Genomic DNA, 26,271 nt, shown 5'->3' with positions numbered 1-26,271 from the left:
TTTCATATTTTTTATTGGTTTAAAATCGAAAATTACCAGAATCTTAACAGGATGTTTAAACAGGAATGATTATTTTTCATTCCTGTTTTTTTATGCAGTAAAGCGTAAAAAAAGGGTTGTTACGAATTACACAAATTTTCACGAATTATATTTAGTTTTTAATTCCTTATTAAAATAAAAATTAGTGGAGAATTTGTGTGATTCGCGGCAAAGATAAAAAACAAACCGAATCCAAATATTGATATGAAAAATACCAAACTTCAAGCCTTTACTCCATTGTTTTATTTAGTGTGGTCAGATGATTTATTGACACAGAAAGAATTTGCTACACTGCATGAATTTATCAATTCGCTTAGTGTTTTATCAGAAGAAGAAAAAAAATATTTGCTTTCTAAAGCAGATATTTCGAATCCACCTTCGCGAAATGAACTCAAAGAATGGAAATTGGATATTGAAAAAAGCATTCAGGACAAATCTTCTATAAAATCGATTTTCGATATCGCAGATGCATTATCTGGAACAGAATTAGACCTATCTCCAATAGAATCTGATTTTATAAAATTAGAAAATGATTTAGGAATTTTAGGCGAAGAAGCACTTCAAAACTTCAAAACGAAAGCTGGTTCTTTTACTGCAGATTCTCATACCAACGCCTCTTTTGATATTCAGAAAATTACCAAAATTTTGGATGGAAAAGAAGCTGCAATTATTGAAAAAGTAAAATCGGTTATTTCGAGACCTGAATTTGCATATGAAACTTCAACCGATATCAATGTATTTAGAGAGACGGTTTACAAATGGTGTAAAATTTTAGCCGATGAAAATCTCGGAAATATGGCTTATCCAAAACGATATGGCGGCGGAGAAAATATAGCCGATTATTTTGCGATTATGGAAACGCTGAGTTACCACGATTTAAGTTTGGTAATAAAATTTGGCGTTCAGTTTGGACTTTGGGGAATGAGTGTTCAGTCTTTAGGAACAGAAAAACATTATGCTAAATATTTACAAGATATTGGTTCGCTAAAACTTCCAGGATGTTTTGCCATGACCGAAACACATCACGGATCAAACGTAAAAGGATTAGAAACTACAGCAACATACAATCATAACGAGCAGACTTTTACCATTCATACACCAAATAAAAATGCCCAAAAAGAATATATCGGTAACGCAGCAGTTCATGGGCAAATGGCAACTGTTTTTGCAAAACTGATTATTAATGATCATGATTATGGTGTAAATGCATTTGTAGTACCATTGCGCGATCCGAATGGAAATGTGGTAAAAGGTGTAACAATTGGTGACTGCGGTCATAAGATGGGATTAAACGGTGTAGATAACGGTACTATTAGTTTTGATAATGTTGTGATTCCGAAAGAAAATATGCTGGATCGTTTTGCATCGGTAAATGAAAATGGAGAATTCGAAAGTCCAATTCCAAGTGATAACAGAAGGTTTTTTACCATGTTAGGAACTTTAGTTGGAGGAAGAATCGGGATTCCGCGTTCAGCTTTGGCCGCTGCTAAATCTGGATTGACAATTGCCATTCGCTACAGCGATCAAAGAAGACAATTTGGACCAGAAGGCGGATCTGAGGTTCCGATTTTAAATTACAGAATGCACCAGCGCAGATTGCTGCCACCTTTGGCTAAAACATATGCCGTTCACTTTGCACTTCAGTACCTAACAAACAGATTCTTAAATAAAACGGAGGCTGAAATGCAGGAAATTGAAGCTCTTGCCGCTGGAATGAAATCGTATTCAACATGGAGCACGAGAGATATTCTGCAAGAATGCCGTGAAGCCTGCGGTGGAAAAGGCTATTTATCTGAAAACAGAATTGATGCTTTAAAAAATGACACCGAAATTTACACCACTTTTGAAGGTGATAATACCGTTTTGATGCAGCTGGTGGCTAAAAATCGTTTGTCAGAATTTAGAAAAACATTTGGTGAATTAGGCTCTTTGGGAATCATAAATTATGTTTATGAAAATGCTAAAACGGCATTTACAGAAAAAAATCCTATTGCAACCCGCAGAACAGATGATGAACATTTGCTTGACAGCGAATTTCATTTACAGGCTTTTGTACACAGAGAAAAAACTATTCTAGCGTCTGCAGCAAGACGTATTAAAAAATTAGTCGACGGAGGTTTAGAAGCTTACGATGCATTTAATGTCGTACAGCATCAAATGATAGACGTTGCGCAGGCTTATTTGGAACGCGTTGTTTTAGAGCAGTTTCAACTTGCGATAAAAGAAATTGAAGATCCAGAATCTAAGGCTATTTTAACGAAGCTAAATCAATTATATGCGCTTTCGCAAATTGAAAAAAATAAAGCTTGGTATTTGGAAGACGGATACATGGAAGCGGTAAAAACGAAAGCCGTTCGTAAAATAGTCAATCAGCTTTGCTGGGATATACGTCCAGATGCAGTGGCTTTGGTCAATGCATTTGACATTCCAGAGAGTTGTCTGGCTGCACCAATTGCAATTTAATATTAAAAAAAATAAGTCTGGCTTTGTCAAAGTTTTAAACCTTGGCAAAGCTTTTATTTTTGCACAAATAAGGAAAATGGAATAAAATTATTTATGCATAATTGATATATGCGATTTTTTATTTTATATCAAATATAAGAAAACACCCTCTTTTAAGTACATTTTTTCCCCAGCTAAATAAATCACTTTTTCTATTTTCACTTTGTTATATTTGTAATTCCCTTTATACTGACTCGACTTGAAAAGATATTTTTTATTTTTCTTAATTGCTATAATCAATCTTCCAGTTTTTGCATTGGATAATACTGATGCTATTTTAAAAGAACTAAATGATGCTATTAAAAATAAACAGCATTATGTAAAAATTAAAGAAGAGAGAATCCTGAACTTCAAGAAAATAAAATCAGATAATCTGACACCCGAACAAGAATATAATTACAACAAAGCATTATATCTGGAGTATCAAAAGTTAAACTCAGATTCGGCTATTCAATATGTAAAAAAGAATTTAAAAATAGCTGAACAGCTTGAAAGCAAAGAGCTTTTTAATTTAGCACAGCTGCAATTGGTAACGCTTTATTCTTCTTCTGGCAAATACCGCGAATCTGAAGCTATTTTAAAAAGTATAAATAAGAACAAATTGGCAGTTTCTTTACTTCCCAATTACTACATTTCATATCGTGAATTTTTCGAACATTATGCTGCCAATAGTTATAGTCCAGAATATCGAAAACAAATTGGAAAATATCGAGATTCGCTATTAAGTGTTCTAAAACCGAACACATTAGAATATCAAATTAATAGAATTCAGCAGGAAATTTTCATTCATAAAAAATATGAAAAATCCAAAAAGGAATTATTGACTTTATTGAACAATATAAAAGAAGAAAATCCGCAGTATGCAATGGTTACTTATTTGCTGGGCAAAATTTCAGAAGCCACGCATCAATTAGAATCAAGAAAAAAATACTACGCACTTTCTGCAACTTCCGATATTAAAAATGCCAATAAAGACAATGCCTCACTGCAAGAATTAGCATTGGTTTTTTATGAAATCGGCGATGTCGATATGGCGTACAAATTGACACAATCGGCAATTGAAGATGCACTTTATTGTAATGTTCAGTTTAGGACATTATTAATGTCAGAAGTTTATTCCATTATCAATACGGTCTATCTTGAACGCGAAGCACAGCGAAAAAGCGACTTACAAATCTATTTACTTTGTATAAGTCTGCTCTCTTTATTTTTATTGGTTGCCATTGTTTACGTTTATAAACAAATGAAAAAGGTTTCCAGAATTCGAACAGAACTATATGAAACCAGTCAAAAATTAGCCGAATTAAACAAAGATATCACCGAAAAAAACAGTCAGTTGCAAGAAAGTAACCTGCAATTGTCTGAATCTAATTTAGTTAAAGAAGAATATATTGCTCATTTTTTCAATCTTTGTTCTACTTATATCAACAAATTAGAAAATTACCGTATTATTCTAAACAAAAAAGCTGCCGCAAAACAGTTTGATGAAATTTACAAAATCTTAAAATCAACCACTCTAGTTGATAACGAGTTAGAAGAATTATACAAGAATTTTGATATTATCTTTCTTAACTTATATCCAACATTCGTAAAAGATTTCAATGCGCTTTTAATTCCAGAAGAGCAGATTGTCCTTAAACAAAACGAATTATTAAATACCGAACTTCGAATTTTTGCATTGATCAGACTCGGAATTACAGATAGTGTCAAAATCGCGGCATTTCTTCGTTACTCCTTAAGTACTATTTATAACTACAGAACCCGAGCTCGTAATAAAGCTGCGGTTTCGCGAAATGATTTCGAAGAAATGGTTATGAAAATCGGTTCAATATCATTGAAAGTGTAAATATTTATTTTAAAACTACTACTTTTTTTAGTGTATATTTTTTATTAAATTATTGTAAATCAATTATTTGAATTTTTAATTCACTACTTTTTTGTGTCTAAAAATGTAACATGTACTATAACGTTTTAGTTTTACAATATGATAGAAAAGTATTTTTTACGAAAACGTACTTTTATATTATAAACCTAATGCTTTAATAAATACTGTTATGTTTAAAAACGTTAAAACAATTGTTGTTTTACTTTTACTAAGTACTTTGGGTGCGAATGCCCAAAACAAAGTGCCCGTTTATCTTGATGATAAAAAGCCAATTAATGAGCGTGTAGAAGATGCACTTAAAAGAATGACAACTGAAGAGAAAATTGCCATGATTCATGCGCAGTCTAAATTTAGTTCTCCAGGTGTACAACGTCTTGGAATTCCAGAAAACTGGATGACAGATGGACCACACGGGATTCGTACAGAAGTAAAATGGGACGAATGGGATCAGGCAGGATGGACAAACGATTCTTGTATTGCTTTCCCGGCCCTTACGGCACTTTCATCAACATGGAACAAAGAATTGGCATCTTTATATGGTAAATCTATTGGAGAAGAAGCACGTTTCCGTAACAAAAACGTATTATTAGGTCCAGGTGTAAACATCTACAGAAGTCCATTAAACGGTCGTAACTTCGAATATATGGGAGAAGATCCGTTTTTAGCTTCTAAAATGGTTGTTCCTTATATTAAAGGAGTGCAATCGAATGGAGTTGCTGCCTGCGTAAAACATTTCGCTTTAAACAATCAAGAAACCAATCGTAATTCGGTTAACGTAATTGTTGACGACCGTGCATTATACGAAATTTATCTTCCAGCTTTTAAAGCCGCGGTTCAAGAAGGAGACGTTTGGTCCATTATGGGATCTTACAACAAATACAAAGGACAGCAATGCTGCCATAATGAATATTTGTTAAATGATATTCTTCGTGGAGAATGGGGTTTCAAAGGAGTTGTAGTTTCAGATTGGGGTGGAGTTAACGATACCAAACAAGCAATCCACAATGGTTTAGATATGGAATTTGGTTCTTGGACAAACGGACTTTCTTGGGGAACAAGCAATGCTTATGATAACTACTATTTAGCAAAACCATATTCTGAAATGATCAGAAAAGGAGAAATTGGAACAAAAGAATTAGACGAAAAAGTACGTCGTATCCTTCGTTTGTCTTTCTTAACTACAATGGATAGAAATCGTCCTTTTGGATCTTTTGGAACAGAAGAACATGCTTTAGCTGGTCGTAAAATTGCTGAAGAAGGAATTGTATTATTACAAAACACAAATAACATTCTGCCAATCAATCTTTCTAAAACAAAAAAGATTGCTGTAATTGGAGAAAATGCGATCAAAATGATGACTGTGGGGGGAGGAAGTTCTTCACTTAAAGCAAGATACGAAATTACACCGCTTGAAGGTTTAAAGAAAAGAATCGGAAACCAAGCTGAAATTGTTTATGCTAGAGGTTATGTTGGAGATCCGACAAGCAATTATAATGGAGTTATAGCTAAAGTTAGTCTAGAAGAAAAGCGCCCGCAGGCAGAGTTAACTGCTGAGGCTTTAAAAATTGCTAAAGATGCTGATATTGTTCTTTTTATCGGAGGTTTAAATAAAAGTGAAAACCAAGATGACGAAGGACACGATCGTAAACAATTAGGATTACCTTATGGTCAAGATAAATTAATCAGCGAATTAGCGAAAGTAAATAAAAACATTGTTTTCGTAAATATCTCTGGAAATGCTGTGGCAATGCCTTGGATTAAAGAAGTTCCGGGAGTTGTACAAGGATGGTTTTTAGGAACTGAGGCTGGAAATGCTTTGGCAAATGTTTTAGTTGGAGATGTGAATCCGTCTGGAAAATTATCGTTTACTTTCCCAGTAAAATTAGCAGATAATGGAGCTCACGCTTTAGGAGAATTTCCTGGCGGAGATGAAGTAAAATACAACGAAGGAATTTTTGTTGGATACCGTTGGACTGACAAACAGAAAGTTAAACCATTATTTTCTTTTGGACATGGATTAAGCTACACAACTTTTGCTTACGGAAAAGTAACATCAGATAAAAAACAAATTAATGCTGGAGATCAAATTACATTCTCGGTTAATGTAAAAAATACGGGAAGCAGAGAAGGAGCAGAAGTGGTGCAATTGTACATTACAGATGTTAAATCTTCTTTAGTGCGTCCTATTAAAGAGTTAAAAGGTTTTGAAAAAGTTTCGCTTAAAGCGGGAGAAGAAAAAACAGTAACTTTTACAATTGATAAAACAGCTTTAAGTTTCTTCGATGATAAAAAACATGACTGGGTTGCTGAATCTGGTGATTTTGAAGCAATCATTGGAGCATCATCAACTGACATAAAGTCTAAAGTGAATTTCTCACTTAAATAAGTTTTTTTATTTCTAAAAATTGGTTGGTTTGTAAAGCTGCAAGTGTAAAAATTTGCAGCTTTGCTTTTGTGGCATATTAGTTATATGATCTCTATAAGTAGAAAAAATTGAAGCCAAATTCGAAAACTTCTCCATCAAATACTTGCCAGATCAACCAAAAGCAGAATGGCTTAGAAACCACTTATAAATGATTGATATTTGTTAATTATCAATTATAAAATTAACCATTAACCATTAATAATTAACCATTATTATGAATGATATTAAACCAAAAAAGCATTACGAAATTCTAGACGGTCTGCGTGGTGTTGCAGCTATTCTGGTAGTAGCTTTTCATATTTTTGAAGCTTTTGCTGGAGGAAACCGTTTTGTACAAATTATCAATCACGGCTACTTAGCAGTTGATTTCTTTTTCCTCTTATCTGGATTTGTTGTAGCGTATGCTTATGACGACCGCTGGGGAAAAATGACACAATGGGAATTTTACAAACGCAGATTAATTCGGCTGCAGCCAATGGTAATTATTGGAATGGTCATTGGCGCCATTTTCTATTATTTCCAAGCATCTGATATATTGTTTCCAATGATTGGAGATATGGCCGTTTGGAAAGTTATTTTAACCATGATAATCGGCTTTACATTATTACCAATTCCGCCTTCTCTAGAAATTAGAGGATGGGGAGAAATGCACCCTTTAAATGGTCCGGCTTGGTCACTTTTTTTCGAATATATTGCCAATATCCTGTACGCCTTAATCTTTCGTAAATTTTCGAATAAAGTCCTGTCAGTTTTTGTATTGATATTTGCCGGACTGTTAATTAATTATACTGTTTTTGGACCAAAAGGTGATGTAATCGGCGGATGGTCGTTGAATTGGGAACAAATGAATGTTGGGTTTACTCGTTTATTATTCCCGTTTTTTGCTGGTGTTTTATTGAGTCGTTTAGGAAAGCTGCTACACGTAAAAAATGCTTTTTGGATTTGCAGTATCTTAATCACAATTGTATTGACGTTACCGAGATTTGGAGATGAAAACAATCTTTGGATCAATGGTTTGTATGAATCTTTCTGTATTATTTTAGTTTTTCCAATTATCGTTGCTATTGGCGCAGGCGGAGAAATTAAAAATGAATTTTCAATTAAAATATGTAAACTTTTGGGAGATATTTCATATCCAATATACATTACACATTATCCGTTAATTTATTGGTTTACAGCTTGGGTAGTCGATAATAAAGTTTCGATGAAAGACGGATATATGGAAGGAATCGGCGTTTTAATCGCCAGCATTATTATGGCATTCGTATGTTTAAAATTATATGACGAACCAGTTCGAAATTGGCTGCAGAATAAATTCCAAAAAAGAAAAGTTTCTCTTTAGAGGTTCAAAGGTTCAGAGTGGCATAGGTTCAAAGGAAAAGACTTTGTCACTATGAACCTTTGCAACTTTGAACCTCAAATAAAAATATTGAATCTCTTAATTTTGTTAGTTATAGATATTCAATAAAGGGATGAAACGTTATTGTTTCATCCCTTTATTTTTATAATTTGATATTGAAATTAAAATTTAGAAATATAGACATTCATAATCATTATAATAAAATGGATTTTTATGATGAAACATTCTAAAAATTATAGTTGTCCATTTTAAATTCTACTATTATTCTTTGTGGATATTCTTTGCGTAGACGCACTGCTGTGCGTCTCTACGATATACGATGGGGTTATTTATATCTTTTTAAACTTATTCTAAAAATTATCCTCCAAAAAAATAAACACACAATAATATTTAACACGTTGATAATCGTAGAGATGCACTGCAGTGCATCTAACACACAGTATGTCCGTCTAGAATTTAAGCCATTTGATGTAAATATTTTTTTGAATCTGATGTTGATGATTAAAAAAGGGATGAAAACAATGTGATAATGTTTCATCCCTTTTTAAATTCTAATTTATTCTTTGTCGATATAATTTGTGTAGACGCACTGCTGTGCGTCTCTACGATATACGATGGGGTTATTTATATCTTTTTAAACTTATTCTCCAAAAAATTAAACACACAATAATATTTCACACGTTGATAATCGTAGAGATGCACTGCAGTGCATCTAACACACAGTATGTCCGTCTAGAATTTAAGCCATTTGATGTAAATATTTTTTTGAATCTGATGTTGATGATTAAAAAAGGGATGAAACATTATCACAATGTTTCATCCCTTTTTAAATTCTAATTTATTCTTTGTAGATATACTTTGTGTAGATGCACTGCAGTGCGTCTCTACTACATACGATGGGGTTATTTATATGTTTTTAAAATTATTCTCCAAAAAATTAAACACACAATAATATTTCACACGTTGATAATCGTAGAGATGCACTGCAGTGCATCTAACACACAGTATGTCCGTCTAGAATTTAAGCCATTTGATGTAAATATTTTTTTGAATCTGATGTTGATGATTAAAAAAGGGATGAAACATTATCACAATGTTTCATCCCTTTTTAAATTCTAATTTATTCTTTGTAGATATACTTTGTGTAGATGCACTGCAGTGCGTCTCTACTACATACGATGGGGTTATTTATATGTTTTTAAAATTATTCTCCAAAAAATTAAACACACAATAATATTTCACACGTTGATAATCGTAGAGACGCACTGCAGTGCATCTAACACACAGTATGTCCGTCTAGAATTTAAGCCATTTGATGTAAATATTTTTTTGAATCTGATGTTGATGATTAAAAAAGGGATGAAACATTGTGATAATGTTTCATCCCTTTTTAAATTCTAATTTATTCTTTGTCGATATACTTTGTGTAGACGCACTGCTGTGCGTATCTACAATATATCATGGGTATAGATTTTATTATTCTAAAACTAATTCTCCCAAAGCTTCTTTACTAAAACCTTTCAATTGATCTGTTTTTCCAGCTTTAATTTTAGCTACCCAATTTGGATCAGATAAAAGAGGTCTTCCAACAGCAACCAAATCAAAATCGCCTCTGTCGAAACGTCTGTTTAATTCTTCTAGAGAAGTTGGCTGTGAACTTTCTCCGGCAAAAGCACCAAAGAAATCTCCAGAAAGTCCAACAGAACCAACCGTAATTGTTGGCACTCCAGTTACTTTTTTAGCCCATCCTGCAAAGTTTAAATCAGATTCTTCAAATTCTGGTTCCCAAAATCTGCGCTGCGAAGCGTGTATAATATCAACACCAGCATCTACAAGAGGCGTTAGCCAAGCTTCTAATTCCTGCGGATTTTTAGCTAGTTTATAATTGTAATCAGAAGGTTTAAATTGAGAAAAACGCATAATAACAGCGAAATCATTTCCCACTTGTTTTCTAATTTCTTTTACTACTTCGATAGCAAAACGGTTACGTTCCGGCAACGTTTTTCCACCGTAAATATCTTCACGTAAATTCGTTTCAGCTCTAAAGAACTGGTCTATCAAATAACCGTGTGCACCGTGAATTTCGATGGTATCAAAACCTAATCTTTTAGCATCAGCAGCAGCTTTACCAAAAGCCAGAATAGTATCTTCAATATCTTTTTCAGACATAGCAACTCCATTTCTAAAATCGGGACGGTTTAAACCAGACGGACCTTCAAAAGGAACAGGCGGCACCCATCCAGAATGATGGTTGTCCATAATTCCCATGTGCCAGATTTGTGGTCCCATTTGTCCGCCGGCAGCGTGAACTTCATCTATAACTTTTTTCCATCCGTTTAAAGCTAGATCTCCGTGAAAATGCGGTACGTTAGCATCATTTGATGATGAAGGTCTGTCAATAACAGTTCCTTCAGATAATATTAAACCAACTTCGCCTTCAGCTCTTTTTTGGTAGTAAGCAGCTACTTCATCAGTTGGAACTCCGTTTGGAGAAAAAGCGCGCGTCATTGGCGCCATTACGATTCGGTTTTTCAGATTTAACGTTTTTAAGTTAAATGGTGAAAACAGGTTGTTTGTACTCATAGTAATTTACAAATTAGATTGAATTAATTTACTGAGTGCTTCAAAGGCACCTTCGTTGCGTTTATAGTAAGTCCATTGTCCAACGCGTTTCGATTCTATAAAACCGGCACGTTGTAAAATAGACAGATATTCTGAAACTGTAGATTGCGTTAAACCAGCCTTAGCTTGAATCTGCCCAACGCAGACTCCGTGCTCAAATCCAGCATGCTGCAATTGATCAGGAAAGTTGATTTCTGGTTCTTTCAGCCATTCAAGCATTTGCAATCTGGACTTATTAGATAATGCTTTAAAGATTTCTATATTTTCCATGGTGCAAATATATCGACTTTTCCCGATATACCAATTAAGTAAAAAATATTTAGGATAATTTTATGATGAGAGGAGCTAAGTTTGAAGATTTAAGAAAGAAAAATTATATTTGCTTTTATGTGAATTCTAATAGACAATCTTATTATCCTTAGAAACGAAATATTACGTAAGGAAATCGTCAAATATTTAAGAATTACTTTGTGGAATTTCTAGTGTGATTCTTTGTCCCTCAGAATGACAAAACAAATTGATAAAATGCCCCAACAAACAAATAAAACTTAATCAAACTATGAAAAAAACTTTACTCATTTTAGGATTTTTGTGTTGTATATTAACCAATTCAAACGCCCAGGTTGTAGGAACTGATATTGGTGATATTGCTCCAGAAATTGATCTTCCGGATACAAAAGGAAATAATGTCGTACTTTCTTCTTTTAGAGGAGAATTGGTATTAGTAGATTTTTGGGCTTCATGGTGCGGACCTTGTATTAAAGAACAGCCTGCATTATTAAAATTACATAATGCTTACACTGGCAAATTCTCAATCTACAGTGTTTCTATGGACACCAAAAAACCGCTTTGGCTGGCAGCAATTGCAAAAGGGAAACTACCTTGGACACAAGTAAGCGACCTTAAATATTGGACATCTCCAGTTGTTGGTGATTATATGTTACAGTCTGTTCCTTTGAATTTTTTAGTAGATAAAAACGGAATTATCGTAGCCAAAAATATCCACGGAAAAGCATTACAAGATATGGTAAAAAGTATTGTGGAGTAAATTAAGTTGTTTTTGTTGCAGGCTTGATGACGTAACCGCAACGTTCGCTAAGATTTACGCTATGAATGCAAAGTTTATAAAGTTAGCGTGCTTTGCGAAACCTTTGCGCTCCTTGCGGTTAAATAACACAGAGTGAAGCAGTCTGAAACAAAGAAAACCTGAAACCTGAAACAAGGAAAAACCTGAAACCTGAAACAAAAAAATATGATTCAAAAAGCACTTTTATTATTGTTTATTTTGATTTCGATGAAATCTAATTCACAGACACTAGAAACAGTTTCAAAATTAAAATTGGAGTATCAAAAATGTTTAGATAAAGGGAACGCTATGAGTAATTGTTCTCATGCATATTACAACCAATCGGACAGTTTGCTAAATGTTGTTTATAAGAATTTAAAAACTAAAATAAGTCCAAAAGAGCAGACTAAATTGAAAAAAGAGCAGTTGGAGTGGCTTAAAAAGCGCGATCAATATTTTCAGCAAATATATGCTGATACCAAAAAGCAGGGCATTTTTACCGAAGGAAGCAGAGATTTTGATATGGTTATTTATGATGAAGAAGCCAATTATGTTTTTGCTCGAGTAAAAGAACTTATTCGGAAAATCTAAAAGAATGTTTTAAGCTACAAACATAAAGGTTTGCAAATCAAATTTCAAATTCGGAATTAATGGAATCAAAATTAAGCATCGATGAATTCCGATTCAGATTAAAAAACAGTACAGAACTTGGTTCTCCAAAAGTACTTGTGGGACAGTCAAGAATATTTCCTTTATCAGGACCAATAAAGCCCTTTTATGGATTTTTTGATGATAAAAGTTTCAGTTTAACTATAAATTCGGCAAAGTCCACGGCAGTTTTTCTTGTAAGGGGCAACTACGAGGATGTTAATAATAGACTTAAAGTAAATTATAGTGTAGAACCAATTAGCAAATTCCAAGCCGCTTGGGTGAAATTTGCTCCAATAGTTCTGATACTGGCCATTAATATCTTTTTTCTTTTTTTTGCAAAAGGACTCAGACGCGCGTCTACAATCGTTAATTTATTTTTACTTTTTATGGCCTTCTATTCCAGATGGAAAGAAGAAAGGAAAAGGAAAAATTTGGAAAGAAAATTTATCAGTATTTTTGAAATTAAACCCTAAATCAATTGAGTCTGTCTTCAAGATTTCTGACCCCTCCAAAATTACTTTTTAATAATTCCCTAATCTGAAATTGTGTTTTGTTACGGCTAAAATTCTGCCATTCCTTAAAATCAAAAATATGAATTTCTTTCGCATTCGGATTCGTAACAAACGAAAGTCTTGCAATAGAATACTTATAATATTTTAATTGATGCGATATATGGCGGTCAGGTACAACGACAAGAATCGTTTCCCATTCTAGAAAATTTTTCGGCACATCAGCTCTTTCGGTTAAACCTAAAGCTTCCATAAAGGCAATGATCTTTTGATCATTAAGCTTGTCAATTTTTTGATCAACGCGTTTAATGGTGCTAATAAGTTTATTTTCATCTTTTATAACACTCATAGTATTCTCTGTTTTTTTAAATTTCTACATAAAATTACATCAAATCAAAATCATTTCGAAAAGTATAGCCAATAGAATGATTCTAAATTTTTAAACACTATTTTTAGAAGCTTATTGTGTATGTTTTGATAAAATACTATTAATGTGTTTTCTCTAAAAGCATTATTTTTATCATTATTGAACTTTACTAACGACCACATCTATGAAAACTACCTCTCCGCAAAAAATTATTTTGTACATTTTTCTTTTATTTTCAATTAATGCCCTGGCACAAAATAAAACAGCCAGAGAATTAATTTTAATTGATAAGGACTGGAGGTTTTCATTTGGTCATTTGTATGATACCAAAAAAGATTTCGGACATGCAGAAGGTTATTTTTCCTATTTAACTAAAACGGGATTTGGAGATGGACCCGCTGCAAAAGACTTTGATGATCGCGCTTGGAGAAAATTAGATTTGCCACACGACTGGGCAGTAGAACAATCCTTTAGCGAAGGCGCCAGTTTCAGCCACGGATTTAAAGCAGCTGGTAAAAACTTCCCTGAAAAAAGCATTGGCTGGTATAGAAAAAAAATAAATATTCCCGAAAGCGATCTTGGAAAAACCATTTCATTAAAATTCGACGGCGTTTTTAGAAATTCAAAAGTGTTTTTTAACGGATTTTATTTAGGAACTGAGCAAAGCGGTTATAATGGTTTTGAATATGATGTAACGGCTTATGTCAATTATGGAAGCGAAAATACAATTGTTGTCCGCGCCGATGCTTCAATGGAAGAAGGATGGTTTTATGAAGGAGCCGGAATTTACAGACATGTTTATCTGCAGAAAACAAATCCGATTCATATTGCAGCAAATGGAACTTACATAACTACAGAACTTAAAAACAATGATGCATCAGTTACTGCCGATGTTACTATCGAAAATAAAGGAAATTACAAAGGTTCTATCGAAATCCTCCAGACCATCTTTGATGCTAAAAATAAACAGATTACAAATAGTACTGAAAATACACTGGCTCCAGAATTTTATAAAAAAACAGCTTATAGCTCCAAATTATATGTCAAAGAACCACTTTTATGGAGTGTTGATACACCAAATTTATATCGTTTAGTAACTGAAATTAAGCAGAACGGAAATACGATTGATCGTTATGAAACGCCATTCGGAATTAGGACTATTGAGTTTAATGCGGAGAATGGTTTTTTCCTTAACGGAAAACCGCTAAAATTAAAAGGAACAAATAATCACCAAGATCACGCAGGAATTGGAACGGCACTTCCAGATGAAATTCAGTATTATAGAATTAAAAAGCTGAAAGAAATGGGTTCGAATGCATATCGTTGTTCGCACCATCCGCCGACACCAGAACTGCTGAAAGCTTGTGATGAATTAGGAATGCTCGTAATTGATGAAACGCGTTTAATGGGAATTAACGATTATCATTTGAATGATTTAAAACGAATGATCGAGCGTGACCGCAACCATCCGAGCATTATCTGCTGGTCGGTTGGAAACGAAGAATGGAATATCGAAGGCGGAATTGCTGGCGAACGTATAACAAATGTAATGCAGGATTTTGCCAAAAGCATTGATGATACAAGACCTGTAACAGTAGGAATCAGCAGTGGTTTTAAAAGCGGTATATCTTCTGTAGTTGAAATTATGGGCTACAATTATCTCGGAAACGGCGATATTGATGCGCATAGAAATCAGTTTAAGCAACAGCCGGGAATGGGAACAGAGGAAGGTTCGACTTTTGCAACCCGCGGTATTTATTTTACAGATGATGCCAAACATTACCAAAGTGCTTACGACAAAAAGCCGCGCCCCACTTTTTATACGATTGAAGAAGGCTGGAAATTTTATGCAGAAAGACCTTATTTAGCTGGAGTATTTTTTTGGACAGGTTTTGATTATCGCGGTGAACCAACACCTTATGGATGGCCGTCGGTAACATCGTATTTTGGAATGATGGATGTTTGCGGTTTCCCGAAAGACAATGTTTTTTACCTGAAATCGTGGTGGGGAAAAGAGCCTGTTTTGCATTTGCTCCCACATTGGAATTGGAGCGGAATGGAAGGCAAAGAAATTGACGTTTGGGCGTATTCGAATTGTGATGAAGTGGAGCTTTTTCTAAACAAAAAAAGTCTCGGCAAAAAGAAAATGGAACAAAACGGACATTTAGAATGGAAGGTAAATTATGCGCCGGGAACTTTAGAGGCAATTGGTTATAAAAATGGAAAAAAAGTTTTAACTGAAGTTCAGAAAACCACTGGAAAAGCATTAAATGTAAAATTATCATTAGATAAAGAAAATGTTTTAAAAGGGAATGTTTCGGTGGTAACCGTTGAGATTACTGATAAAAACGGTTTACATGTTCCAACTGCAAACGACGAAATTGCTTTTTCAATTAAAGGCGGAAAAATTTTAGGCGTAGGAAATGGCGATCCAACTTCATTAGAAAACGATCAGTTTATTGATAACATGTCGTTAATTGCTATCAGTAATTTTATGGAACAAAAAGAAACAACTGCATCTTTACCAGAGAAACTACCAATCTATACTGAAAGTAATTGGGCAGAAGCCTTTAAAGATCGCGATTATAAAAAACAAGCTCCTTCGTATATTTATAAAGGACAATTTGAATTGAAAAATAACGCTTCTACAAATGTGGTGAGTTTCTTTTACAAGAAGATAGGAGTAGAAACAGTAGTTTTTATTAATGGAAATAAAGTAGAACCAAGTTCAGAAGATCTTCAAAAATATATTTTGAATACAGCTATTTTGAAAGAAGGAAAAAATACCATTCATATTGCCGCAACTCCATTACAAAAAATAAAAGACTGGGATGTTATGAATACAGATCCAGGAATTATTCAAGTAATAATTCCCGCAGAACCTTATAAAAGAAAACTTTTTAACGGCTACGCACAAATCATTATCCAAAAAGACGAGAATGCCAAAGAAGTTATTTTATCCGCTGCCGCGAAAGATTTACGAGCAGTAAGTTTGAGTGTAAAATAATTCTCTCGCAGATTTTGCAGATTGAGCTGATTCTTAAAAATTTATAGAAATCTCCTGAATCTGCAAAATCTGCGAGCAAAGAAAATAAAAACTTTGCGTCTTAGCGACTTTGCGCGATTATTTCAGCAAGCTTTAAAAAAACTTAGCGAACTTAGCGTAAACCTTAGTGCTTTTGCGGTTAAACCTCAAACCTGAAACCTGAAACTAAAAAACAAAATAATATTGTTTGATTTTCATAACTTTGCAAAATGAATAATCAGACAGAAACCCAGAATTGCGATTTTACTTCAGATTTAAAGCTGAAAGGTTTTAAGGTATATCAGATAAATGGAGATCAAAGTAAAATTCCCGTTTACAGTCGCAGGGATTTTTATAAAATCTGCATTAATACCAGTAAAAGCGTTATACAATACGCCGACCGCGGAATAGAAACCGACGGAACAATTCTGTTTTTTGGTAATCCGATTATTCCGTATTCTTGGGAAACTGTTTCAGAGAGTTACGAAGGATATGCCTGTGTTTTTACAGAAGAATTTCTAAGAGCAAAAGACCGTTCAGAAACCTTACATGAATCGCCTTTGTTCAAAATTGGAGGAACACCAATTTTTTCTTTAAATGCTGAACAAAAGGTTTTTATAGATTCATTATTTCAAAAACTGATCAAAGAATACGAAACCGATTATGTTTTTAAAGACGACTTAATGCGCAGTTACGTCAATTTGATTATTCACGAATCGATGAAAATGCAGCCTTCTGAGAATTTCTTCAAACATAAAAATGCATCTTCGAGAATTACGTCTTTATTCTTAGAATTATTAGAAAGACAATTTCCAATAGAAACCAAAAACGAACCCTTAGCATTAAAAACGCCGCAGGATTATGCACAAAGTCTTGCCGTACATGTTAATCATTTAAATCGTTCGGTAAAAGAAGTGACAGGAAAACCAACAACCGCACATATTACAGAGCGAATTATTGGCGAAGCCAAAGCTTTATTGCAGCATACGGACTGGAGTATTTCAGACATTGGTTATTCGCTTGGATTTGAATATCCGAGTTATTTTAATAACTATTTTAAGAGACTTACAGGAACAGTTCCAAAATCACTTCGAATGTAAATTGTTTCAATTTCATAATTTTTTGTTTGAATATTGTTATTTTTAAGAAACATTGTTGGCCTAATTTTGCCCTTGAAATTACAGTATTAATCTTTTATCAGTTTTTAACAGACTAAATAATACTTCATAAAGCGACTTCTAGCTTTCTCCAATTTAGTTTTCTGATCCTGATAATTCCAAAACGAAAAATTTATGAAAACATCAGACAATGAACATAATAATGCCATTTTTCCAAACGGAGATTTAGCGCCATCAGAATACTTTACAGGAAAAGCCTGGGTTAAAATGCTTGTTCCAAATGATCCCGTTTTAAACACTGCTGTCGGAAATGTTGTTTTTGAAGCCGGCGCCAGAAACAATTGGCACACACATCCCGGCGGACAAATTCTAATTGTAACCCACGGAACGGGATATTATCAGGAAGTAGGAAAACCAATTCAGTTACTGCAGGTTGGAGATGTGGTCAACATTCAACCTGAAATAAAACATTGGCACGGCGCTTCTCCTGAAGGTGAATTCACACATATCGCCATCAGTACTAATACAGAAAAAGGAATTGTGGACTGGCTGGAACCAGTAACTGATGAAGAATACCACAGTTTTAATTAAATCCAACTCAAAAAATAAGTAAATTTATGTCAACAAATTATTCAGCCGTTATCGAAGAAGGAAAAGTCCCTAGCACATATATGACGGGTGACGTTTCCTATAAAAAACAGAGCAGTGATATTCATCCTGAAAACACTGTAATTAAGGAAGTTACTTTTGAAGCCTGCGCAAGAAGTAATTGGCATAGCAACGCAGGTCTGCATATGCTGATTGCAAAAGAAGGAGTAGGATATTACCAAGAAAGAGGAAGCGCAGTTCGAATGCTTCATAAAGATGAAGTAGTTACCATTTTACCGGGAGTAGAACATTGGTACGGAGCAACTCCATTTGAAAAATTCTCTTACGTTGCCATTATCACAGAAATAGATAAAGGCCACGGAACCTGGCTGGAACCAGTAACCGATGGAGAGTATTTTCTTTTAAGCTACTAAGATTCTAAGGTTCTAAGATGCTATCCCGAAGCTTCGGGACTAAGTTTTTGAACCTGAAACTTGAAACCTGAAACAAAAAAAAAACAAAAATCTAAAATATGGAAACAAAAAGTATAAAAGCCTTTGGTACAGAAGCTGCCGAAGCACCATTGCAAACCTTAGATATTAAGCGTAGAGCGGTACAAGCACATGATGTAGAAATTGAGATTTTATATTGCGGTATCTGTCATTCAGATTTGCATTCTGCTAGAAACGAATGGCACGGAACGATTTATCCAATTGTTCCTGGGCATGAAATCGTGGGAAGAGTTGTAAAAGTGGGTGATCACGTAAAAAACTTTAAAGTAGGACAATTGGCAGGAGTAGGCTGTATGGTTGATTCTTGCAGAGAATGTGAGCATTGTAAAGAAGGTTTAGAGCAATTTTGCGATCCAGGAAATACATTGACGTTTAATTCACCTGACGTTCATTTGGGCGGACAAACTTTTGGAGGTTACTCTCAAAGTATTGTTGTAGATGAAAATTATGTATTGCATATTTCAGATAAATTGGATCTTGCTGGAGTTGCACCTTTATTGTGTGCAGGAATCACGACTTATTCTCCGTTAAAACACTGGAAAGTTGGTCCTGGTCAAAAAGTTGGAGTTGTGGGAATTGGCGGTTTAGGTCATATGGGAATAAAATTAGCAAAAGCTATGGGCGCTCATGTTGTAGTTTTTACCACTTCATTATCTAAAACAGAAGATGCAAAACGTTTAGGAGCAGACGAAGTAGTTTTATCTACAGATCCAGAACAAATGGCTAAACATGCCAAAAGCCTAAACTTTATTTTAGACTGTGTATCGGCAGAACATGATATCGATGCCTATTTAAATTTACTTAAAGTAGATGGAACACTTACATTAGTCGGTGCTCCAATGGAACCGCTTCCTGTAACCTCATTTAGTCTTTTAATGGGAAGAAGAAGTTTCTCAGGTTCCAATATTGGAGGAATCGCAGAAACTCAGGAAATGTTAGATTTCTGTGCAGCACATAATATCACAGCAGACATCGAAATTATCGGTGTAGATGAGGTAAATAATGCTTACGAAAGATTATTAAAAGGAGATATCAAATATCGTTTTGTGATTGATATGGCTTCTTTGAAGTAGGGGTAAAGGTTCAAAGGTACAAAGGTACAGAGGGGCAAAGGCTCAAAGTTGAAAAGGTTTAAAGTGACAAGTTTAAAATTTTGCGAAATTCGAAACTTAAAAAAAGGGACAAAGATTATCAAAATCTTTGTCCCTTTGTTCCTCTGAACCTTTGCAACTCAAAAGAAAAAAAATAAAACCCCTCAAGCAATTCAACTCTTGAGGGGTTTCTTAAAAATAAATAATAACCAATTAAATTTATTTTACTTTTTGTCTAGGTTTTGTTTTAGCAATTTAGCATGTTCTAAATGTGCTGTTAAACCCGCAATACTGTTTGATGCCCAAGTTTTTACATCTTCGTCATGTGCATCTTTAGAAGCATCTTGAAGTTTTTTAATCGCTTTTTCGTGACCATCGATCATCATATCGGCGAATTTTTTATCAAAATCAACTCCAGTTTTTTCGTTTAATTTGTTGTACTCTTCTTTTCCTTCTTCAGTTAAAGAAGTTGGTAAAGTAAAGTTTTTAGCTTTTGCTAAAGCGCTTACTTCAGAAGCTGATTTAGTGTGCTCATCAACAAGCATTTTACCAAATTTTTTCACTTCTGGGTTAGTACTTTTAGTTTGTGCTAGTTTTCCTATTTCGATTTCTGCTAGATTAATTTCTGCTTGATCTACTAAAAATTCAGAATCATCTTCTTTACTGTCAATAGAATCAAATTTAGCCTCGTTTGCATCTTCTGCTACTTCTTTTGGATCTTCTTGTTTTGTTTCGTTTTTACAAGATTGAAGGAATAAAATTAGTAATCCTACTCCTAAAATTGTTTTTCCGGCTAATAGTAACTTTTTCATGATTTTAATAGTTTAAATGTTATAATGTAAAATTATTCAGAACATGTAAGAAAATTTTACAGAATTTTTAAGGATTGTTATATGATTTAAATTAAAGTGTAGCGTATACGGTTTCCCGTAAAGAAAAATCATAATAAATGTTAATATTTGTTTTGTAAAAAGGTTGAACAAATTAAAAACAAGCTTAAATAATCCAAATCATATATGGGAAATAAAAAGGACAATCCGATTACACAGCTTTTATTGGGATTTTTTATCATTGGGTTAGCAGTGTTTTCGTATAGATTATTTGGCAGATTAGCTACCGGTGATAATAGTGCCATGTCTGTAGCCTGCGAATTATTTGGTAAATATCTGGTGTCTGCTTATTTGTTTATAATCGGAATTAAGACGGTTTTTGCGGGTATAAAAAGTACTATAAATAAAGAAGATGATGAGGAAATTGAATTAGAAGTAGATGATGATGATGATACTGCAGATGAAGAAATATCAAATTCTGAACAGCAAATTAATAATGAGCCTCAAAACATTACTGTAGATCTTAAAAACGAAGAATTTGGCGTAATTAAGACGGTTAACTATAAGACAGATATTATAGGTAACAAAATTAGAACGGAAATCAACACTCATATTGATTATACGAATTATGTTTCTGATGTAAAAAACAAACAATTGTATTTCGAAACTATAATCTATCTCATGATATTCATAAAAGAGAAAGATAAAAGTGTGGATATTGAGGCCAATAAATTTTATAGGCTGGCACTAGAAAATGTAGATGAAATCGAAACTTTAGATATAATAGAATTGGAAAAAAAGATTCTTGAGAATGTGCAAAAGTGTAGAATACAATTTAATGACGTTGAAGTGAATTCATTACTTAAAAACAGTGTGAATATTTTAAAAGGTAAATTTGCTATTAGTCCAAGTATAATCAGCTTATATTTTAATTTATTTGAATTGATGAAAATTCGAGTAGTAAGTAAAGAAGAATATTTCTATAGTTTATTGAACTAACATAAATGTAAAAATTTTTAAAATCCCAATTTCACAAGAATTGGGATTTTTTTTGCATCTAATATTCTAATATTTCAGTAAAACAGATTTTATATTTCCACTTTCACAATTCACATCCCACAAATATGAAATTTCAAACCATAATTCTATAACAGAATCGTCTTGCTTTTTGAAGAACTTTGACATATCAGATTTTAAGAAATGTCTAACCTTAAAAATTAGAGCCATGCCAGATCCAAAAATTAAGAATGAAGAACAATATGAGGCGCTTATAAAAAAAGGTTACAGTAAAGAAAAATCGGCACGAATTGCAAACACGCCTGATTCAGGAAAAAAAGGTGGAAATGCAAAACCTTATGAAGAATGGACAAAAGAAGAACTTCAAAAACAAGCCGCTATAGTAGGCATAAAAGGAAGATCTTATATGAACAAAAAAAGTCTGATTGACTCATTAAGAAATAACTAGAAATTGAACAAAACGATCTCAGTGATAAATAATTAAATACCATGAATGCAGCGAACAGAAAAGAAGTATTAATGAATCAGCTGATTAAGGCACCACATTTAGTAATCGAAAAACTAGACTTGGAATACATCAATGATAATCAGCTCACAATTGTTCGTTGTCGTGAAGGAGAAAATTTCGTCTATAAAAAAAATGGACGAAGTGTAAAAAGCAAAAATGAAATTAAACGCATAAATAGTCTGGTACTACCGCCCGCATGGGAAAATGTCCGAATTACCGATATTACAAACGGACACTTACAGGCAGTTGGAACAGATCTTAAAAATAGAAAGCAATATCGTTATCATCCAAAATGGAATCTGCTTCGAAACCAAACTAAATTTTACAAAATTGCAGAGTTTGGAGCTAAGCTTCCTGCGATTAGAAAACAAGTTGACAGCGATTTGGAACAAAAAGAATGGTCTAAGGACAAAGTTACGGCTTTGGTAATTCGATTAATGGAAGAGACACATATTAGAATTGGAAACGAAAAATATGCCAAAGACAATAAATCGTACGGACTTTCGACTTTAAGAAAACGCCACATAAACATCAATAGAAATTCACTTCGATTTGAATTTATTGGTAAAAAAGGAAAACAGCACACCATTACAACCCGAAATAAGCAATTGGTAAAACTGGTAAGCCGCTGTGAAGAAATTCCAGGCTGGGAAGTTTTTAAATATTACGATAAAAATGGTGAAAGAAAAGTGCTCGACAGTCATATGGTAAATGAATATCTTCACAATATTTCGGGAGAATATTTTAGTGCAAAGGATTTTAGAACTTGGGCTGCATCCATTATTTTCTTTGAAAGTTTAATGGAAATGGGAGTGACTGATGATGAAAAAGAAGCTAAAAAAAATGTCGTAGCAGCATTTGATTTAACGGCAGAAGCATTAGGAAATACCAGAAAAGTCTGTAAAGATTATTACGTTCATCCACTTTTGATTTCGACTTATGAAGATGGCTCTATTCAAAAATATTTTGATAAAGTTAAAAAAAGCCGAAGTACCAAAAAGTATTTTACAAAATCAGAAATCGCGTTTTCTGAACTGATCCAAAATTATGAGATCAATTTAGAATCTTCGTGTTAAAATAAAAAATAGAGTTACAGTATCTTTTAAAAAACTGAAAAGTTTGAAAAACAAACAAAATCATTATTAACTAAAAAACTATTATTATGTTACGTTGGACAGTCACATTCATTATTCTAGCCATAGTGGCGGGAATATTTGGTTTTGGTGGAATCGCCGCTGGAGCCGCAGGTATAGCTAAAATTTTATTCTTTATATTTTTAGTCTTATTCGTTATTTCATTAATCAGCGGAAGAACGAGAGTTTAATAAAAATAGCAATAAATAAAAGAACAAAAAAACGACACATTTATTTTGATAATGTGTCGTTTTTTGCAGTTTCAATAATAAAAAAACAGTCATGGGAACAAAGAGCGGCGCTTATCAGGATGTCTATATTAAAAGAGAAGACACGATGGTAAGTTTGAAAAATGATGTTACAGATTTTTGTGAAAAATATATAAAACCAGTTCACCCAGAAAACTGGGATTGGTCGGTTCGAGATTTTGATAATCCGGCAAACGATCCAACAGTTGCTGAGGCAAGAGCTATAGGAAATGTTGTTTTTAAAGATTTAAATGACAAAAAAGAAACAGATGTTGATCTTTCGACAATGAATAATGTTCATGCGATAAAAGCTTATTTGGATCCAAATAGTAAACACGAAGCTTTTAATATGGAAGAATTTGCTTTTGCATTAAAAGTAGAATTGGAACATGGAAAAATAAAAGATGTAAATGTTACCAATAACCATCCATTTTTGACGGCTATGATTGCACTGGCACACATGACCGAAAGTTTAACGTATTACAAAAGATTAAAAGTGATGGAAGCAGAGGGAGAAATCTATGAAATTCTCCGAAAACTGGAAAGTTCATCAGATAAAGAGAAATGGCATAAAGAATTGAGTAAAGCAGAACAAGAACTTAGTGAAGCGAAGGCCGGACTTGCAGAACGTCTGGCTAAAATGGACGATATTCCAGTATTGGAAATTATTGGAGATTAGTTGAATTTTAAACTCGAGAAAAAGAGGCTGTCTACATAGTAGACAGGCTCTTTTTTGATTTTAGGCTATTACTATAAAGACTGGGTTTCCCAGCGGAAAGATATCTTAAAACTTTAGCATTAACTCGCATTATCGTATTTTAACTATGAATAATTCATCTATTATAACCTTTGTCAAAATTTCAAACTCTGACAAAGGTTTTTTTATTTAAAATATTCATTTCGCAGGTCAAACATAGCCCGTGGTTTCAACCACGGGGACACAATATATAAATTGCCTTTCATGCGAACGCAATATAAATTCTCACTGTGGTTCAAACGACGTGTACACAATATCTAAATTCTGCATCAGTTCAAACCACGTGAAGGAAATATTATTTACTACATTTTACATGGTAGAAAACGACGCGACCTAAATATTATAAAAACATAGCCCGTGGTTTCAACCACGGGGAAACAATGTATAATTCTCCCTTTGGTTGAAACGACGTGAACGAATATATTAACTACGTCTCCCGTGGTTGAAAACGATGCAAAAGAAATAGATTATCTACATCTCCCGTGGTTGAAACGACGCGAACTAATATTATAAAACATAGCCCGTGGTTTCAACCACGGGCTATGTTTTATAATATTATGAATAAAAAATATAGATCTTTTCTTTTCTAATCTTTTGCCTAATCTCCAGCTTTTATTAGATTCTTGTTTGAATTAAAATCAACAAAAAAGAGACTGTCTATAAATAAACAGTCTCTTTTTTGCTTTCTAAAGCTTTTAAAAAATTATAATCTACGCGGGTCAGTATCAGGATAATCTTCTTTATCATCATTTTCCTGAACATCATCTTCGATATAATCATTTTCAATTTCATCTTCTTCCTCATCATCAATATCTTCCAAAACATCTTCAGTTTCATTGAAGTCGTTTTCAAAAGTATCTGCAGGATTATCAAATTCGTCATTTTCTACTTCTTCATCAAGATCTTCTTCGATGTATTCATCTTCGTCTTCATCGTCTAGATCATTTTCATCTTCCAATTCCACCTCATAGATAACATCTTCGTCATTGTCTTCAAGGTCTCTGTCGGTATGAAAATCATCGTTTAGATCGTCTAAATCATCGTCATATCCTTGATCTGGATTATGACTATCTCGAACGGTGTAACCGCGTTCTGCGTCTTCTGCTCTGCTTTTTTGAGTTTCACTTGTGTTTAAATCGTAAAGTTCCTCATTCATCACATTATTTCTGTCTGACTTATTCGGATTTCCAGGATCCCTAGGAAAAGTTCCGTTTCTTTTATCTGTAGTATTCATGATATTGAATTTTTAGTAATTTATATATACAAAACTAACTCCTAACAGCGTGGAATATCTTATAGGATTTTTTAAGGTAATTGTATAATTAACAGATGTTTAGAATGCAATTTAAACGCAAAATAGTATAACCAGTCTGATTTTGGACGTGCTACTTTTACCATGTTATTAATTATAAAAAATCACACCATGAAAACTACAGAAAGTAAAAAGACCACGTCTTCAAAAGAGACTATTAAAAAAGGGGTTACAAAGCCTAAATCAAATGCAGCTTCTGGATTAACCGAATTGTTCGAAGACGGATTAAAAGATATTTACTGGGCTGAGAAAGCATTAACCAAAGCTCTTCCTACAATGGTAAACAATGCTTCTTCCGTAGAATTAAAAGATGCAATTGACAATCATTTAACCGAAACAGAAGAACAAATTAAACGTTTAGAGGAAGTTTTTAAAATCATTGGAAAGAAAGCTACAGCCAAAAAATGCGATGCAATGGAAGGCTTAATCGAAGAAGCAAAGGGAATGCTGGAAGAAACTGAAGTTGGAGTAGTGAGAGATGCTGCAATTATTGCTGCAAGTCAGAAAATTGAACATTACGAAATCGCAACGTATGGTACTTTAAGACAGTTTGCTGAAACTCTTGGCCTACCGGAAGCAGCTACATTGCTGGAACAAACGCTTGATGAAGAAAAGGGAGCAGATAAAGTACTGACAGAAGTTGCTGTAAATGCTGTAAATCTCGAAGCAGCAGAAATTGAATAAAGAATTTAGAATGTACTAAAAG

Annotated in this window: 23 protein-coding genes; 18 read left to right on the top strand and 5 right to left on the bottom strand. The window is 33.6% G+C overall.

The annotated features are described in order from the left end of the window. Nucleotides 1-243: 243 nt before the first annotated feature. The 4 genes from BSF42_RS02560 to BSF42_RS02545 all read left to right on the top strand — a co-directional run bounded on the left by BSF42_RS02560 (nt 244) and on the right by BSF42_RS02545 (nt 8,193). Entirely contained in the window at nt 244-2,502 is a 2,259-nt protein-coding gene (locus tag BSF42_RS02560) for an acyl-CoA dehydrogenase (RefSeq protein WP_095951548.1), read from the top strand. 238 nt (nt 2,503-2,740) lie between these two features. Continuing rightward, nucleotides 2,741-4,387, top strand: coding sequence for a DUF6377 domain-containing protein (locus BSF42_RS02555; protein WP_095951547.1), 1,647 nt, complete (start codon nt 2,741-2,743; stop codon nt 4,385-4,387). A 208-nt stretch (nt 4,388-4,595) separates the two neighbouring features. Continuing rightward, nucleotides 4,596-6,812 carry a glycoside hydrolase family 3 C-terminal domain-containing protein gene (locus BSF42_RS02550; protein ID WP_095951546.1) on the top strand — a complete coding sequence of 739 codons (2,217 nt, stop codon included), beginning with the start codon at nt 4,596-4,598 and terminating at the stop codon, nt 6,810-6,812. A gap of 253 nt (nt 6,813-7,065) precedes the next feature. Continuing rightward, nucleotides 7,066-8,193 carry an acyltransferase gene (locus BSF42_RS02545; protein ID WP_095951545.1) on the top strand — a complete coding sequence of 376 codons (1,128 nt, stop codon included), beginning with the start codon at nt 7,066-7,068 and terminating at the stop codon, nt 8,191-8,193. Between the two features lie 1,494 nt (nt 8,194-9,687). On the opposite strand, the gene BSF42_RS02540 is transcribed toward BSF42_RS02545, so the two are convergent. Further along, nucleotides 9,688-10,794, bottom strand: a complete 1,107-nt coding sequence (locus BSF42_RS02540) for an NADH:flavin oxidoreductase (RefSeq protein ID WP_095951544.1) — start codon at nt 10,792-10,794, stop codon at nt 9,688-9,690. Nucleotides 10,795-10,800: 6 nt separating this feature from the next. Further along, nucleotides 10,801-11,103, bottom strand: a complete 303-nt coding sequence (locus tag BSF42_RS02535; RefSeq protein ID WP_041518777.1) for a helix-turn-helix transcriptional regulator — start codon at nt 11,101-11,103, stop codon at nt 10,801-10,803. Between the two features lie 289 nt (nt 11,104-11,392). Here BSF42_RS02535 and BSF42_RS02530 point away from each other — a divergent pair, with 289 nt between their 5' ends. The 3 genes from BSF42_RS02530 (at nt 11,393) to BSF42_RS02520 (ending at nt 13,023) form a co-directional block, all read left to right on the top strand. Further along, nucleotides 11,393-11,881 carry a TlpA disulfide reductase family protein gene (locus tag BSF42_RS02530; RefSeq protein ID WP_095951543.1) on the top strand — a complete coding sequence of 163 codons (489 nt, stop codon included), beginning with the start codon at nt 11,393-11,395 and terminating at the stop codon, nt 11,879-11,881. A gap of 204 nt (nt 11,882-12,085) precedes the next feature. After that, nucleotides 12,086-12,490, top strand: a complete 405-nt coding sequence (locus BSF42_RS02525; protein WP_095951542.1) for a lysozyme inhibitor LprI family protein — start codon at nt 12,086-12,088, stop codon at nt 12,488-12,490. A 59-nt stretch (nt 12,491-12,549) separates the two neighbouring features. Further along, on the top strand, nt 12,550-13,023 hold the full coding sequence (locus BSF42_RS02520) for a hypothetical protein (protein ID WP_095951541.1): 474 nt from the start codon (nt 12,550-12,552) through the stop codon (nt 13,021-13,023). Between the two features lies 1 nt (nt 13,024). Here BSF42_RS02520 and BSF42_RS02515 read toward each other — a convergent pair whose 3' ends face one another. Then, nucleotides 13,025-13,408 (bottom strand): hypothetical protein, encoded by a 384-nt coding sequence (locus tag BSF42_RS02515; RefSeq protein ID WP_095951540.1) that lies wholly within the window; start codon nt 13,406-13,408, stop codon nt 13,025-13,027. A gap of 202 nt (nt 13,409-13,610) precedes the next feature. Between BSF42_RS02515 and galA the strand changes: the two genes are divergently transcribed. From galA to BSF42_RS02490, 5 genes are all read left to right on the top strand, one after another. Further along, on the top strand, nt 13,611-16,433 hold the full coding sequence (galA, locus tag BSF42_RS02510) for a beta-galactosidase GalA (RefSeq protein ID WP_095951539.1): 2,823 nt from the start codon (nt 13,611-13,613) through the stop codon (nt 16,431-16,433). 248 nt (nt 16,434-16,681) lie between these two features. Further along, on the top strand, nt 16,682-17,551 hold the full coding sequence (locus BSF42_RS02505; protein ID WP_095951538.1) for an AraC family transcriptional regulator: 870 nt from the start codon (nt 16,682-16,684) through the stop codon (nt 17,549-17,551). A 192-nt stretch (nt 17,552-17,743) separates the two neighbouring features. Further along, on the top strand, nt 17,744-18,160 hold the full coding sequence (locus BSF42_RS02500) for a cupin domain-containing protein (protein WP_095951537.1): 417 nt from the start codon (nt 17,744-17,746) through the stop codon (nt 18,158-18,160). 26 nt (nt 18,161-18,186) lie between these two features. Then, nucleotides 18,187-18,591: a cupin domain-containing protein gene (locus tag BSF42_RS02495; RefSeq protein WP_095951536.1), complete on the top strand. Its 405-nt coding sequence runs from the start codon at nt 18,187-18,189 to the stop codon at nt 18,589-18,591. Between the two features lie 98 nt (nt 18,592-18,689). Further along, nucleotides 18,690-19,742, top strand: coding sequence for an NAD(P)-dependent alcohol dehydrogenase (locus BSF42_RS02490; RefSeq protein WP_095951535.1), 1,053 nt, complete (start codon nt 18,690-18,692; stop codon nt 19,740-19,742). Between the two features lie 242 nt (nt 19,743-19,984). Here BSF42_RS02490 and BSF42_RS02485 read toward each other — a convergent pair whose 3' ends face one another. Beyond that, a complete protein-coding gene (locus BSF42_RS02485) occupies nt 19,985-20,572 on the bottom strand; it encodes a DUF4142 domain-containing protein (RefSeq protein ID WP_095951534.1) in 588 nt (195 codons plus the stop codon). A gap of 204 nt (nt 20,573-20,776) precedes the next feature. Here BSF42_RS02485 and BSF42_RS02480 point away from each other — a divergent pair, with 204 nt between their 5' ends. From BSF42_RS02480 to BSF42_RS02460, 5 genes are all read left to right on the top strand, one after another. Beyond that, entirely contained in the window at nt 20,777-21,589 is an 813-nt protein-coding gene (locus tag BSF42_RS02480; RefSeq protein WP_095951533.1) for a hypothetical protein, read from the top strand. A 226-nt stretch (nt 21,590-21,815) separates the two neighbouring features. Then, nucleotides 21,816-22,055 carry a Rho termination factor gene (locus BSF42_RS02475; protein ID WP_095951532.1) on the top strand — a complete coding sequence of 80 codons (240 nt, stop codon included), beginning with the start codon at nt 21,816-21,818 and terminating at the stop codon, nt 22,053-22,055. 41 nt (nt 22,056-22,096) lie between these two features. Then, entirely contained in the window at nt 22,097-23,191 is a 1,095-nt protein-coding gene (locus tag BSF42_RS02470) for a DNA topoisomerase IB (protein WP_095951531.1), read from the top strand. Nucleotides 23,192-23,277: 86 nt separating this feature from the next. Continuing rightward, the gene (locus tag BSF42_RS02465) at nt 23,278-23,439 is read left to right on the top strand and encodes a DUF1328 domain-containing protein (protein ID WP_095951530.1); all 162 of its coding nucleotides are present in this window, start codon (nt 23,278-23,280) and stop codon (nt 23,437-23,439) included. A 91-nt stretch (nt 23,440-23,530) separates the two neighbouring features. Beyond that, nucleotides 23,531-24,175 (top strand): DUF5661 family protein, encoded by a 645-nt coding sequence (locus BSF42_RS02460; protein WP_095951529.1) that lies wholly within the window; start codon nt 23,531-23,533, stop codon nt 24,173-24,175. Between the two features lie 781 nt (nt 24,176-24,956). On the opposite strand, the gene BSF42_RS22400 is transcribed toward BSF42_RS02460, so the two are convergent. Then, nucleotides 24,957-25,487, bottom strand: a complete 531-nt coding sequence (locus BSF42_RS22400; RefSeq protein WP_172426638.1) for a hypothetical protein — start codon at nt 25,485-25,487, stop codon at nt 24,957-24,959. Nucleotides 25,488-25,676: 189 nt separating this feature from the next. On the opposite strand from BSF42_RS22400, the gene BSF42_RS02450 reads away from it, so the two are divergent. Beyond that, on the top strand, nt 25,677-26,249 hold the full coding sequence (locus BSF42_RS02450) for a ferritin-like domain-containing protein (RefSeq protein ID WP_095951528.1): 573 nt from the start codon (nt 25,677-25,679) through the stop codon (nt 26,247-26,249). Nucleotides 26,250-26,271: the final 22 nt, after the last annotated feature.

The organism is Flavobacterium sp. ACN6 (assembly GCF_002304005.1).
Classification (GTDB): domain Bacteria; phylum Bacteroidota; class Bacteroidia; order Flavobacteriales; family Flavobacteriaceae; genus Flavobacterium.
Note: the sequence above shows the minus strand (reverse complement) of the source record. Positions and strands in the feature narration are given on the sequence as shown.